11 protein-coding genes are annotated in these 14,849 nt (G+C 45.7%); 9 read left to right on the top strand and 2 right to left on the bottom strand.

The features are described 5' to 3' along the window. Nucleotides 1-235 precede the first annotated feature (235 nt). The 8 genes from leuC (at nt 236) to GA565_RS16475 (ending at nt 8,132) form a co-directional block, all read left to right on the top strand. On the top strand, nt 236-1,657 hold the full coding sequence (gene leuC / locus GA565_RS16515; protein ID WP_152199421.1) for a 3-isopropylmalate dehydratase large subunit: 1,422 nt from the start codon (nt 236-238) through the stop codon (nt 1,655-1,657). 2 nt (nt 1,658-1,659) lie between these two features. Continuing rightward, nucleotides 1,660-2,268: a 3-isopropylmalate dehydratase small subunit gene (leuD, locus tag GA565_RS16510; protein ID WP_152199420.1), complete on the top strand. Its 609-nt coding sequence runs from the start codon at nt 1,660-1,662 to the stop codon at nt 2,266-2,268. Between the two features lie 28 nt (nt 2,269-2,296). Beyond that, nucleotides 2,297-3,163 (top strand): fumarylacetoacetate hydrolase family protein, encoded by an 867-nt coding sequence (locus tag GA565_RS16505; protein WP_152199418.1) that lies wholly within the window; start codon nt 2,297-2,299, stop codon nt 3,161-3,163. A 41-nt stretch (nt 3,164-3,204) separates the two neighbouring features. Continuing rightward, nucleotides 3,205-4,122 carry an alpha/beta fold hydrolase gene (locus GA565_RS16500; protein ID WP_152201572.1) on the top strand — a complete coding sequence of 306 codons (918 nt, stop codon included), beginning with the start codon at nt 3,205-3,207 and terminating at the stop codon, nt 4,120-4,122. 67 nt (nt 4,123-4,189) lie between these two features. Next, complete coding sequence (locus GA565_RS16495; protein WP_152199416.1) at nt 4,190-5,122, top strand: LysR substrate-binding domain-containing protein; 933 nt, start codon at nt 4,190-4,192, stop codon at nt 5,120-5,122. Nucleotides 5,123-5,914: 792 nt separating this feature from the next. Next, nucleotides 5,915-6,631, top strand: a complete 717-nt coding sequence (locus tag GA565_RS16485) for a hypothetical protein (RefSeq protein WP_048284353.1) — start codon at nt 5,915-5,917, stop codon at nt 6,629-6,631. Next, complete coding sequence (locus GA565_RS16480) at nt 6,621-7,208, top strand: hypothetical protein (RefSeq protein WP_048284354.1); 588 nt, start codon at nt 6,621-6,623, stop codon at nt 7,206-7,208. Before GA565_RS16485 ends, GA565_RS16480 begins: the two co-directional genes overlap by 11 nt. 420 nt (nt 7,209-7,628) lie before the next feature. After that, nucleotides 7,629-8,132: a hypothetical protein gene (locus GA565_RS16475; RefSeq protein ID WP_152199415.1), complete on the top strand. Its 504-nt coding sequence runs from the start codon at nt 7,629-7,631 to the stop codon at nt 8,130-8,132. A 218-nt stretch (nt 8,133-8,350) separates the two neighbouring features. On the opposite strand, the gene GA565_RS16470 is transcribed toward GA565_RS16475, so the two are convergent. Then, a complete protein-coding gene (locus GA565_RS16470; protein ID WP_152199413.1) occupies nt 8,351-9,391 on the bottom strand; it encodes a hypothetical protein in 1,041 nt (346 codons plus the stop codon). Between the two features lie 274 nt (nt 9,392-9,665). On the opposite strand from GA565_RS16470, the gene GA565_RS16465 reads away from it, so the two are divergent. Then, the gene (locus tag GA565_RS16465; RefSeq protein ID WP_048762565.1) at nt 9,666-10,952 is read left to right on the top strand and encodes a hypothetical protein; all 1,287 of its coding nucleotides are present in this window, start codon (nt 9,666-9,668) and stop codon (nt 10,950-10,952) included. 220 nt (nt 10,953-11,172) lie between these two features. Here the strand turns inward: GA565_RS16465 and GA565_RS16460 are convergent, their stop codons facing one another. Further along, nucleotides 11,173-14,799 (bottom strand): hypothetical protein, encoded by a 3,627-nt coding sequence (locus tag GA565_RS16460; RefSeq protein WP_152199412.1) that lies wholly within the window; start codon nt 14,797-14,799, stop codon nt 11,173-11,175. Between the last annotated feature and the right edge of the window lie 50 nt (nt 14,800-14,849).

Here is a 14,849-nt window from a genome sequence, read left to right as displayed (position 1 = left end):
ATTATAATTAATACAAGAGGTCTTGGTCACATTTATCGATGCAAGATGTTGGAAAGAGAACATGACAAATAAAAGTCCTATTATCTATAGGGATAGAGTGTGCACGATTCGTGTTTGTTATAACTACATATGTACATCACGGTTTATATTCACTTTGTTAAAAACAGGGGTATTATCAAAATAAAGCACCTTGCCAAGGCGCTTCCTCTTTAAACAGGTACCAGGGTGAATCTCAATGTCTGCTAAAACGCTCTACGATAAAATTGTCGATTCTCATATTGTTCGTCAGTTGGATGATGAAGGGAGTGTTCTCCTTTATATCGACCGTTCGATCCTCAATGAATATACCAGTCCGCAGGCTTTTAGCGGACTCCGTGAAGCCAACAGAAAGGTATGGAAACCTTCGGCTACGCTTTTGAACGTTGATCACGTCAATCCCACACGGCCTGAAAGAACGCCTGAAATGACCGATCCCGGCGGGGAGCTTCAGGTGAGATATTTTGAAGAAAACAGTCGTGATTTTGAGATGGAACTCTTCGATGTTATGGATAAACGCCAGGGAATTGAACATGTTGTTGCTCATGAACAGGGACTGGTGATGCCGGGCATGGTGATCGCCGCAGGAGATAGTCATACGACAACCTACGGCGCTTTTGGCGCTCTGGGCTTCGGCATCGGGACGTCTGAAATTGAGCACATGCTGGCCACACAGACATTGGTATATAAAAAGCTTAAAGCGATGCGCGTGTTGGTTCAGGGAAAATTGCCTGCCGCGACCGTAGCAAAAGATATCATTATGTTGTTGATTGAACAGATAGGAGCCGATGGCGCCACGGGTTACGCTATTGAGTTTTCCGGCCAGACTATCGCCGATCTTAGCGTTGAAGGACGCATGACGATATGCAACATGGCGGTGGAGGCCGGTGCCAGAGGGGCGTTTATGGCGCCAGACGAGAAAGTATTTAGCTATATTCAGGATGCGCCGCGTGTGCCAAAAGGCGCGCTATGGGAACAGGCAGTGGATCACTGGCGGCAGCTACGCAGTGATGACGACGCGGTATTTGATAAAGAAATTACGCTGGACTGCGCCGACATGGCGCCGAAGGTGACGTGGGGAATTAGTCCAGACCAGGCGGGAAGTATTACAGACCGTGTGCCCAACCCGGCAGATGAAAAGAACCTGTCTAAAAAGCGTGATATGGAAATAGCCTTACGCTACATGGATCTAAAACCCGGTACGCCATTTACCCAAATTCCCATCACTCATGCCTTTATTGGCTCTTGTACCAATGGCCGCATTGAAGATCTCCGCGAAGTGGCTAAGGTGCTAAAGAATAAGAAAATTTCTGAACACGTGCAGGGAATTATTGTGCCTGGTTCAACTCAGGTGCGGGAAAGAGCCGAGCAGGAAGGATTAGCGAAAATCTTTATTGAGGCAGGATTTGAATGGCGGCAGTCTGGTTGTTCAATGTGTCTGGCTATGAATGAGGATGTATTAAGCCTGGGCGATCGCTGTGCATCCAGCACCAACCGCAACTTTGCCGGGCGGCAGGGCGCTGGAGCCAGAACGCACCTGATGAGTCCTGCAATGGTAGCCGCAGCGGCTATAACCGGCCACCTTGCCGATGTTCGCCAGCTTGTTAAAGAGGGTTTTTAATTATGGAACCGTTTAAAATTGTCAAAGGGCTGGTTGCCCCGATGATGTCCTCAAATATCGATACCGATGTCATCATGCCCAAGCAATTTCTGAAAGGCATCGACAGGCAGGGTCTGGACAGAGGCGTGTTCTTCGACCTGCGTTTTAAAGCCGACGGTGAACCCGATAACAATTTTATTCTGAACAAATTGGGATGGAAAAATGCCTCATTTCTCTTGGTCGGGCCTAATTTTGGCTGTGGCTCCAGTCGTGAACACGCGGTGTGGGGGCTGAAGCAGTTGGGAGTCCGTGCATTAATCGGCAGTAGCTTTGCCGGTATTTTCAACGATAACTGCCAAAGAAACGGCGTGCTCACTATCGAACTTGATGCATCTTCTATCAGTCAACTTGAAGCGATTGCCGTCAGTCCACAAAATAACCATCTGACAATAGACCTGGAACAGCAGCGTATAATTAGCGTCGAAAGTGTAATTCAGTTCAATATAGATGAATTGAAAAGGAAAATGCTCTTAGAAGGCCTGGATTTTATCGATTACACGTTGCAGTATCAAAATGATATTCGTGGGTTTGAACAAAAACATCTGTCTGCCAATCCTTGGCTAGTTTGCTGACTGTTCATGCTCTGATTAAGGTTAAGATATGAAACTGATTAACTTTCTCCATAATAACAGTGAAAAGTATGGGGTTTTAAAACCCACTGGCGTTATTGATCTTAAAAAGTTGATAGGTGATAAATACCCGACTTTATTGTCATTGTTGAAGGGAAATGCTTTATCAGTTGCCCGAGAATATCAATACAACGCCACTGACATTTCTTTTGATGACATTATTTATCTTCCTGTTATTAATAATCCAACGAAAATTATCTGCGCGGGAATGAATTATGCAGATAAGCGCATTGAGTTTAATGAATCAAATCCTGCGCCAACCCTTTTTGTGAGGTTTGCTGATAGTCAGACGGGGCATAATAACCCTGTCTTAAAGCCCTTTAATTCTTCGGAGTTCGATTATGAAGGGGAACTGGCCGTTATTATCGGTCAACACTGTTTTCATGTAAATGCCACCGATGCGCTAAATTATGTCGCGGGATATAGTTGTTATATGGACGGCTCGGTACGCGACTGGCAGCATTCGTGGTATACCGCAGGAAAAAACTGGCCTTCGACGGGGGCTTTTGGCCCCAATCTGACGACCTGTGATGAAATTCCAAACCCGCAAAGACTCAATTTACGTACCTTACTGAACGGGCGTATTGTGCAGAGTGATAATACGGCAAACATGATCCATCGGGTGGCGGATTTAATTGCTTACATCAGTACCTTCACCCCACTTTCTGCCGGAGACGTAATTCTTACTGGTTCTCCCGGTGGTGTAGGTAAAAAACAAATACCGCCATTATTTCTCCAGCCGGGTGACGTTATTGAGGTTGAAATTGAGTGCATTGGTAAATTAACCAATACGGTCAGTGAAGTCTGGCTGGTGGATGAAGTAAAAACGGTCGCCTGATGAGTTATCATCAAAGAGATAAACAGGGTATTAATATTCTTATGGATAAATCAGAAAATATCGTCGTCGTCGATAATTCCCCCTTTATTGCAGGTTTTGTTTTGCAAGACGTGACATTACCTAATGGTATCGTACTACGCGTTGCGGTGGGCGGAAAAGGCGCGCCGTTAGTTTTGCTGCATGGTCATCCTCAAAATCATGTGACCTGGCGAAAAATAGCCCCGACGCTGGCGAAAAACTTTACCGTAATACTTCCCGATCTGCGGGGCTATGGCGACAGTGATAAACCGGCGGGTGATGAGATTCATCGTAATTACTCGAAGAAAGTCATGGCCCAAGATATTGCTTTGTTGATGGATGTATTAGGGTTTGAGAAGTTTGCATTCGTAGGCCACGATCGCGGTGGGCGCGTGGGTCATCGTTTGGCTCTGGACTATCCTGAACGGGTCAATCGTTGCGTGTTTATTGATATCGCGCCGACGGCTACAATGTACGCCATGACAGAAAAGACCTTTGCGACCCAATATTTTTGGTGGTTTTTTTTGATACAACCTGCGCCACTGCCTGAAACGATGATCGGATTTGACCCAAAGCTCTTCCTTTATAAGCATCTTGATGGCCAACTAAAGACGCCGGGTGCCACTGAACCCGCTATCAGGGCTGAGTATTTACGATGCTATAGCAACCCGGCAATGTTGCATGCGGTATGTGAAGATTATCGCGCAGCCGCAACCATCGATCTGGAAGATGACGCGAATGACAGTGAACTGAGGATCTCATGTCCGTTGCAGCTGTTATGGGGCGAAAAAGGAACGGTAGGTCAGCTGTATGACGTAATACATACCTGGCAAGACAAAGCTGACAACGTCCAGGGAATGGCTTTGCCCTGTGGACATTCGCCGCATGAAGAAATACCTGATAAAATGTTAGACGCACTGCTGCCGTTTCTGAACGCCTGACGTCCATTCATCATCGTTTTCCTGTTGAAATCGATAGAGCATGGTTTGATATAAGATGAGTAACACTATGAGCGCGCAAGAAAATAAGGTAACCCACTGGCCGTTAATTGAAGATCTGCACGTTTTTTTAACTATCGCCAGAAATAAGAGTTTTTCTCGCGCGGCATCTGAACTCGGGCTTTCGCCTTCTTATATCAGTAAAAGAATCAACATACTTGAGAAACATTTAGATACGCGGCTCTTTTTCAGAAATAATAGAACGATGCGTTTAACGCCTGATGGTGAAAAAGCGCTATCCGGTGCGATGAGTGTTATCGGGAGCATGGATAAGTTTATCTCGGATTTAGCCGAATGGCGTGATTCTATCATTGGGTCAATAAATATAAGCTGTTCTTTTGGTTTCGGGTTGTCTCATATTTCCGATGCAGTTTCTGAATTATCAAAAATATATCCAGCATTAAATATTAAACTGACACTGTCAGATCGTGAAGTTGATCTGGTTGAAGAGGATGTTGATATAGAAATTCGCATCGGAGAGGATATAAAGGATCTGTACATAGCTAAGCTGTTATTTGAAAACAAAAGAATAATATGTGCGTCACCTGCGTATATCGCTACCTACGGTATGCCGGAAACGATAAGTGATTTACAAAAACATCGCTGTCTTTTTATCCAGGAACGCAACGCGTCGTTTGGGCTTTGGTCATTAACCAACGGCAGCGATATTATGCAGGTCCACGTGAAAAACAAGCTGTCCTCTAATAGCGGAGGCGTGGTGCTTAATTGGGCATTGAAAGGGCACGGGATTGCACTGCGTTCTCTCTGGGATGTGCAAAAACATCTTGAATCCGGGGAGTTAATTCATGTCCTACCGCAGTGGTATCAAAATGCGAATATTTCGGCAGTCTATTCAACGCGTCCCTCCGGGTCGGCCAGATTAAAGGTATGCATTGATTTTTTAGTGCAATATTTCAGAGAAAATCCGCCATTACATCGGTAGCATTGCCGGATGAAAGACGGTCGCGGTGTCGCTATGATACATCGGATCACTACGCCATAATCGACCTCAATGACCCCCAAATCAGACCAGCCAACCTTCTCGATGTAGAGGGGGAATTGAAAAAGCAAAAAGCCCGCGCAAGTTTCCTTGTGCGGGCTTCTCTAAATTTGGCTCCTCTGACTGGGATCGCCTTTGCCAGCAAGTGGCTAATAAGTAAGCTAAACCTGAATTCACTTGTTGTCAAGACCACCAGAATGACCACCAATAGTTTTGGGTTACATAAATCTGGTATGAGAAGTTCCACTGCATGGGGTGATCATTATAATGGGGTTCCTTGTAGGAAGCGCAGTCGGAGCGAGTAACGAGGGGCTTTCCCTGTAGTGCAACAGCTGACAGTCTGTTTATTCCGAAGCGGAAGTTTCAGACTTAACAATACGTTCAAAGATGAGGAACAGGTCATAATGAATGTGTCAGATTAAGTATGGATTCAGCATAGCTTACAAATATTTTTTTAGAACTCCCCACAGTCGGATTCACTGTCATACCCCGCAACACTGGATTAGGCAGCAGTACGCCGAGAACGGTAGCGACAGATTAGATGACTCAGCGCAGGCATCAGTGCCGGCTTGGCCCGGTGGTACCAGACCAGTATGTAGCTATACGATAATGTTTTTATAAGAATAAATAATGTATGGCACCATGAGGCAGAGAACTTCATACTTGAAGGTGTTCTCAGAAAAGATGTGTGAAAGAAAAAATATCACGTAGTTATTGAGCAGCGGAAGGACGATCGTGAAACTGTATGAAAACGTGGTGATTGGTAATTTCCTTTATGGATTGGGCGTTTCCATAGGAGGACGGCTCAAATCCGGATATCTTCCGGGGGCTGTCAGTTTGTTGCAGCAGACTCCGGAAGATAAGGCGCTAGGTGATGTCCTGCTCGATTTTCCAGGTACATTGCGTCTTATCGAGTTCAAGGCACAGGCGAACCGTTCTAAAAAGGAACTCACTCGGTACAGAAAACTATTACCGACTATACAAGAGCAGCAGGAAATGCTGAGTATTTCTCGCAGAGTCCACTGGTACGTGGAAACGGCGCCATTTCCTTTGAAAGGGGTTGAAGCATTCTTTTCTCCTTATCTTGATGCATTCGACACACAAAAACCTGCGAAAAAGCCATTTGCTTTGGAGAGGTTCATTGAATCCGTGGCGGATGACGTTATTTCGTCGAGAAACGATGAACGGGATACACAGGAGAAGGATTATCTGAAGCTTGTGCGCTGGTGCCAGGGTACGGGAGAAACAGGTTCTGGCGCACTGATCGTGGTTGTGGATTCTGGGGGCGGCATGGAATTTGTTGCGCTGGAGGATCTGATGGCGCTGAACATGTCCCATCAAAAATGGATGACGTACAGACAAGAAAGGGAATTGAAAATGGAAAGAGCACTGGAGCTGGAGCTTGAGAAAAAGGAGCTGCGAATGGAGCGAGGATGGAACTATGGGAGATAACGTGGACAAAAGCCTAACTGACCGTGATGTTCAGTTGTTCTTTGACGCAGCCGAAAAACTGCGCGAGGCAGCAGAGCGTGATGGTGAGAAAGCTAGAGAAGCAACAGTGGCTTTGGCTTCTTTTGTTAACAAGATGAATGTCAATCTACAGAAGCTGGAAGATGGTGTTCGCCACAACATAAATAGTTCAGCGGAAACAACCGCCAACAGGGCGGCGGAGCTGCTGAGTGTCAAATTTCAACAGGCAAATGATGCAGCCAAAACAGCAACAGAGCAGTATCAGAAAGCGGCAAAAAACCTCAATTTTAGGAGCTGGTGTTATATTCTCGGCACACAGTTTATATTGATGCTGGTTTTTATCGCATCCATTTTATATCTGATCCCTTCACTGGACGAGGTTCAGCAACGTCGGGCGGAACTGTCATCTCTGAATGAGCAGATCCATAATTCCCGTCTAAAATGGGTCTTCTGCGAGGAAGGTAAAAAATGTTTCCGGACAGATGAACGTGAGAATGGCGGTGAGCCGTACAGAGGCAAGAAAGATGGCAGTACCTGGCGGGTTCCCTGGAAAGAGTAACCACACTCAAAATACTTTTCGAAACAGCCTATAGTTAGGTTCACTGCTCTCCTCAGAAAAACCATACCCGGAGCAGGACCAACAGCGGGTACGAAGCAAACCTAGATTCTTTCTTGGTGGCGACTTTGTACCAGAAGTGTATATGCATAAATCTCATTTACATATCAGGAACAATCTAGCTTTAGGGGTGTCAGTCCACTTGGCTTCAGGCATATCGTCCGATTCAGACCTGACGGCTTTCCTGCCTGTCCGTTTCGTGCCAGGAGCGGAAGCTGGGGGGCCAAAGACTCTCTAAAAATTGATGGTTCGTTTTGCAGGGATACTTACAGGATAACCTACTGATAAAGTCAAAGCCACTCAGCCAAATATCGGATAATATAGAGTGCTGAGCAGATATCTTTCTGGCGTAAGGTAAAGTAAATGACAAAACAACAATCTATTAACTCTTACAAAGCTAAAGGTTATACAGCAATTTCTAATAATTTATCGGGAATATACACAGATGTTTTAGTTAAAGGTTCGACCGTTGTTCGTATTGGAGATGATCCTGGTTATCCGCACTTCGCCAGGCTTATTCTATCTACTAGCTCTGGCCTAAAAAATGTAGTTAAAATATTTCTTCATAGTGAGCCATTAGGAATTGTTAATGATTTAAACTTTAACGGAGAGTATTCAATCACAGAAACCGAACTACTAACTGCAATGTCTCAGCAAGAAAGTGAAAATTATCAAACATGGGCTTTAACAGCTTTAAATGAAATAAGACAAGGGAAAAAACCTGCAACTGATCCTTTTGGTTTGGTTAATGACATAGACATACTGTTTGTATATGCCAGGAATAACAATCTACATATTGATTTGGTTTGCCCCAAAAATGTAATGAAGCGGGGTAACGATTTTATAATACTAGATCCATTTTTTTGAATGCATAAGAGGGAGGATTTCAATACAGTCTCCCACCACTTCTTACGCTTATAGGACAGATACCCATTCCTAACATCCGCTTCTAACTCACAGTGGCCCCTTCGCTCAGTTAATGCATCCGCGTCGTGCCAAAAGCGGATGTTATAAATTTCCTTTAGGGCAATCGAAAAAAGAGGGATACGACCTATACTTGATTTGTATTTTAGATTACGCTTACATCAGTATAAATTTAACCCAAGCTTACTAATTTCTTTTCTACGCATTCCAAAAATAATATCACCACTTCTAGAAATGAATGAAGCAATGCGTCGGTCATTGTCATCTACACCTTCCCAGAAGAAAGGGACATTATTGTTCATCAGACTTTCTGCAAAGGTTAAATGTGTTAACGCCAAGAAAATCCTAACGAAATTAGATGGCTCATTGAAATCCTGATTCAGCAAATGTAGTGTCAAATGTCTATTGAAACTACCTTCATTAACACCTCCAGTTGGTTTATATATGACGTTTTTAAAAAAAGATCTGGTTGAATTAATCACATCACACTGGGGGTTTAAATGTGTGAAAAAATCCACCTCAGTTTCAATGTCATAACCTTTGCCGGGATGCCAGTCAAAATTTGGGAGCTGCCGTCTTCCCCATGTAATAATGAGTTTTCTTATTTCCTTTTCAAATCTGTCTGCACTTGTATTTGTGTTATCACCATCACAAAATTTTACAAGTAAGTTCCTCAACCCACCTTCAAAGACAGGGAAGAGCGACATTATAGATATATGATCATATCCCAAATAAAAAGCCTCTATAGCTTCAAAAATAATTGTTTTATAGTTTTTTAGTGATTCGCTCTTTATAAAATATTTGTTGAAATAAGCAATTGCAATTTCTAATGAGAAGTTTTCGAACAACCATTTATTTGAATTATCAAGTGGATTTTCACATCTTTTAATTTCATGGATTGCAGAAGAAAGAGTACCTTCTCCAATATATAGGGGTAATGCTATACCAAGTGAATTTGCATGCGACTGAATATTCGAACATCGTCCCCAATGTCTATTTAAGTACGATATTGGCCTTTCGGTAAGCAAGAAGTTTAAATCATCAATTTTAACTGCGAAAGAAGCATAACAAAGTTCACTTTTTGAAATCACTGGTTCTACGCCATGATTCCTCATGAATTGATTTGAAATTTCATTCTCAGAGAGCTTATCTAATTTAGATAAACGTTTCAAGGTTGGCAGGAATTTTTCTAAATCTGACATAATAATCCTACAAGTTAAGAATTAATCTTTATGAAAGATATCACATGACCCTTTGATTAATTATACTATTTAATGATGTTTTTATCAGCACAGAACTAAGCGTAAACGTCCGCTGATCGCTCAAAGCTGCTTCAAAGGGATTTCCTACTGTCAGCATGAAATGGACATTTCTAACACCATGGTGCGCCAATCAAGGGAAAGCAGGTCAGATTTCTTTCAATCACCAACACAGGCAAAGATTTCTGATAATGTAGGCCAAAGGAGGGGAGACGCAATGTCAGAGATTAATCCACACGATGCCGCACCGACTTTACCCCAGGATCGGGAAACGCTGTACCACTTGGTCTGGAGCGAGCCCGCGGAACGTATAACTGTGCTGTATGGCATCAGTGCTGAGTTACTGGCAAAACGATGCAGCGAAATGCGCATACCCAGGCCGCTTGCTGGTTATTGGAAAGCGCTGGCGAAAGGGACTGCGCCTGCAATTCCCGCTCTGAAAAAGGGTAAGGTGGTAAAGGTAGGTGAGAATGACAATCCATCAATGCAATCTTCTGCCATTACGGCATCAAAAGCAGCATCTTCAGTAGTCCAAAACCAAGCTTCTGTTACGAGTAATGGCTATGGATTGATAAATGATCTTAAAATGTATCTGCCAGTCTCCTCGGTTACTGAAGATGGCTATTATAAACCTGCGAAAAAGAAATTACTGGATCTCAACGTCTCTGATTCGGGATTTGATAAAGCAATTGAGTTCCTGAGTCGGTTCATTGAAGCTCTGGGAAAAAAGGGTTATCGGGTAACGCTGGGTGCTCCGGGAGAAAGGCTACATCGTACGGATATTGATATTAAGGAAGATCTAAAAGTGGGAGGATATCGCTGGGACAATTTATGGCGGCCTTATACGCCAAGTATTATTTGTGTCGGTGATATGTACTTTGGGTTTAATCTTGCTGAAATGACGGAGTATGTTCCGGCGAAAAAAGTCAAAAATCGCTATGTTCGTGACGAACAGATGGGACGGTGGATACGGGGGAAAAATATTGAGTATTTGATACACGTATCGAAACATACCCTACCTACCGGGCGATTTTTGTTGCAACTTTATTCGCCTTATTCTTCCGCAAAATGGCTGGTTCAGTTCCGGCAGACAAAACAGTGTGGGTTGATTAGCCAGATCCCTAATATGATTTCTGCGATGCAGAAGGCTGTTCCGCTAATTTCAAAGCTGCTAGAAGAGGCCAGAATCAAAGCTGAGGAGTGGTGTGTCCAGCGTGATCGGGAATTCGCCATATATCTTGAAAAGGAGCGGATAGGTCGGGAAGAGGAAGCTTACCGTGCCAGCCGTACCGAGCTGAAATCTATTATGGTTCAGTGGGCTGAAGACAAACGGCTGGAGCAGTTTTTTCACGAAGCAGAATCAGATACGGCAACGCTTGATGTACAGCAGAAGTTGCAGGTTATGGAACGGCTGCAACTGGCTCGCCAGTTCTTGTCAGAGGATTCGGCGATTGAAAGGTTGCTGAAGTGGAAAACGCCGCAAGAGCGCTTAAACAAAGAATGAACCTATTATTCAGCGGTTTACCCAGCACAAAAATGAGGGGTGTTATTCTGCGCGAAATATTACTTGGCTGACGGTTAGGTTGAAGCAGTGAGTATTTTAATGCTACCGCCTTTAGAGGTATATCTATGATCAATAATTTCACCACACTTACCATTCCACTCCTCCATCAGTCGCATATCAATAGGGCGTTTAAGTGACCGTCTGAATCCTCAGCACCAGCTCAGGCGGTTCGGATTTTAAGGTCAGCAATCAGGAACACTACAGCTATTTCCCGATGGTCGACGTTATAGGTCGCTAAATAGCCGCTTGTCTCAAAATCAGGAGGCGTCAATGCCTCGCAACCACGGTATGAGAGCGATGGTAAAATTTCATGCTCAAGCATTCTCCTGACATAATCAAGGAGGGGTTTTACATCCTGTGCATACGAGTAAATAACGTGAAAATAGATATCGCAAGTTCCGTATGCCAGCAGCTTGTCGAAATGCTTCTTGATGTTTGTCCTGTCTAACCCTTTACAAACGAGTGCTTCATAAACAGATATTTCTTGTCCCGACACCCGAATGACCGCGTCTCTCTCGCCGGGATTTCCGTTTGCCGTTATTCCACCGAGAGACTGGTCAGCAACATCCCATTTAGCTAATGCGAGGGAGGCACTTAGAATCTCTCGCACTGCACTGTTAAGGTCATTCTCGATCCTTGCTTCATCCGCTGAGTTTTTCCTGTCGCGGAGCATCCCTGCTATACGTTGAAGTGATGCCACGGCTTTGGAGACTTCTCGTATAAGATATCCACGGAAACCAAGCCCAGGTGGACCGAGAACGTCTCCGACCAGGGAAATTGGGAGCTGAGACAACTGCTGCAAGGCGGCACGTATAGATGAAACAGAGTCGACAGCAACCGTTGCAGAAGTGACACTGGATGCAGGAGTACCCGCCTGTAGGTCCTCCTTCAACAAGACAAGACGCTTGTCCGTCTCGAATTCTTTAATGGCCGTATCAAGAATTGCCATCGCCTCGTCCTGATGCCCCATCTCGTATTTTGCAAGTACGACGACCATTTCTAACTCTGAGCTTCGCACTTCACTGCGACGTTTAGCTACGCTTTCTAGGGCTGCTGCAGGCCTTTGTAGGGCGAATAAGAGATATGCACGATTGGCAAGTAATGAATTACTTGCAAGCTTGTTATCAGCAGCAACAGCGTTGTTAATTTCTCCAAGCAGACGTTCTCCGGTCAACTTGTCCGCCCCACTCAGCGGGTGAGAAGTGGGTCCAATAATCTGTTGAATAGCGACAGCAAAATAGTTATCTCTATATGTCGAACTTGCACCCGGTTGTGATGAAAGACGCTGCAGCTCAGTCCGGGCACTTGCAAGATCGCCACCAGGGCGCAAAAGCTGCGAGGTCGCTCTGTAGAAGTCAAGCTGATCATTGGCTTGCCGTGCTGTCGCCGCATCCAGCTTCGAGGGGATCGTCGTGCTATCCAGTGCAGTCCATTTCTCCTCTTTTAAAAACAGTTGTAACTCCAGAGCAAAAAGTGCAAGCCAGTACTGCTGGGGTGCCTTACCTACGTCCTGCCTGACATCCTCCAGATGTTCCCGGGCAAGCTCATATTCCCCAGCAATCAATAAGGTTTCAATACGATGGTGTAGCTCGGGCCAGGTCCAGAATACCGATGCTTCAGCTGGTTTGAGTTGCCGCAATCTTGCTTTGATTCCGGGCTTTGCTGTAGTGGGCAGGAACTGACAAAGCTCGGCGAGAAAAACGGGATCGTCAGATTGTCCGAATACCTGCAACAAGTCTCCCTGATTGCTTTTGTCCAGTTTACTCCACGCGGATGCAAGATCCTGTGCAGGTGACCCCGTTTCCCGACTCTGAGAGTGTGTGGGGCTATACCTGTCCGTAAGGGCGCCAATTCTCCCTTTTTCATCATGCTCAATAACACTGCGTGAAATAAGCTTTTTAAGGACTTCGCAGAGCACCGAAGGTAAGGTTTCGTAAGGCCAGCCCGATACAGCACGTGCGAGCAGTCGTATGTGTATTCTCATCGTCCGGGCAACAGAGGAGCGGACAGTGGGTTCCTCATCGCGCGAAGCCTCATGAATAAGCTCCATGCCGTCAAATGGAATCAGAAATGTATCACGGTCAGAAGTGGCTTGCGCAAACGCGGCTGCAACGAGGCGCCCGGCCATGTCTGACGATAACCCTGCAACGTCTGTCCAATCTAGGCGCTGCTTGCGCGCAAACACTGAGTAGAGTGCAATAACTGGCCTTATTGCAGCCTCCGTCACCAGTGGGAGGCTATTCATCCCATCCAGTACACCGGAAAAACACGCGCGGGGTATATTGTTCTCATAGGCAGCTTGGTCCACGAGGTGTCGTAACACTTCAGATTGAACTTGTTCATTTTGCTTGGCGAATATCCCCAGAAGCTGGCGCCCAACGGGCCGACGGGGATCTGCAATGGCCCGTCCCATGCCAGTGCTACTGGTATAGCACCAGGTAATCAAAGACGCGCACTCCTCAAGACTTATCGAACTTGCGTTTAAATGGTAAGCAATGACCGACAGGGAATCCTGCACCGCAAATGTTTTGGTTTGAGCTTCACGGCCTCTGTTAAGATCATTGTTGCGACCCGATTTTGGCTGCCACTCAATAGTCCATTTGGCCGCTAGGCATGCAGTTGGCCGGTATAAAAGCATATCGACCAGCAGCCCAGGATTGGAATCGACACGGAATCGGAGCTGCAACAAAGCCATAGGATGATTCACCGCGTAAGACAGAATTGCCTCAGCTGCAGCCATGATGCCTGGCCCAATATCGGTCTTTTCAAGTTCGGAACATAGCAGACCAAACGCAAAGTTGACCGTATTCGGACCGTGCCGTTGCATCATGAGCCGCTCCATCATGAGGTGTTCGACTTCGCGACTTGCAAGCCAGCCGGCCCTTGCAACTATGGTACGCGGTGGCGCCTTTCCCGCACTGCTTGCGAATCGCAGTTGGTTCAGAGGGATCGCATATGTTTCCTGCAGTACCTTTACATAACGAGCAAGATCACAGTCCCACCCGTTCCACAGCGTTTGACGAGCCAGGGCGCGGTGCGCCGCCTCACGACAGAATCGCTGCTGTGAGAGCGACCATTGACGTTCCCATTTACCATAACCTCTAATGACATGGCACCAAGCTGCCCACTCGAGGAAAGCACAGTCTACAGCGTCAGTATTGGCAGCTTTAAATGAAGCCCTATTTTCAGACACGGGCGCCTGCAATGAAGTCACATTATTTTCAGTATTAATAGGCTCGGCAGGGCAAAGTCGCTCCCATAATCGACTCAGGAACCACTCCGGATTTTCAATCGGAACGTACTGCTCAAGCCAAAACTCAGCCAGAATTTTCTTTGCGAGAGCAAGAACTGCCGTCGGTTGCTGGTCAGTCTTTGCAATAAGTCGGGGCTTGCTGAGACCCTCAAGAAAGATTTTTGTACTCGGGCTCGGGTAGTTGATGAGAGAAAGTGTTCCCAGCGGGGTTCCCTGCATGATCCAGCGGCCACCATCAAAGAAAACCCAGCCCAAGCGGACGAGTTCGTTGAAAAACGGACCATCATCAGCCTTCCGTTCTTCTGATTCGTCCCAGCTTTTTGCCAGGTCTTTCGCTTCTCCGGGATACTCCAGGCGCCAATGTTCGCACAGGCTAAGCAGATCCAGCTCATTCACCTTTTCTCCTGATCCAAGAGCGACGCGGGTGTAGTAGGGTCTGGGCAGCCATCGTACGAACGCCTGTTTAAGCTCGCTGCGAACATCTAACGGTGCAAACATTCCGTCTAACGGGGGCACTTCTTCAAATCCTTCCACAATTTTATCCTTGAGTACAAGGCTCACATACTCACGCGTCAAGTTATCCA

The sequence above is a fragment of the Rouxiella sp. S1S-2 genome, assembly GCF_009208105.1.
Classification (GTDB): domain Bacteria; phylum Pseudomonadota; class Gammaproteobacteria; order Enterobacterales; family Enterobacteriaceae; genus Rouxiella.
This window is presented reverse-complemented; position numbering and strand designations above follow the sequence as displayed.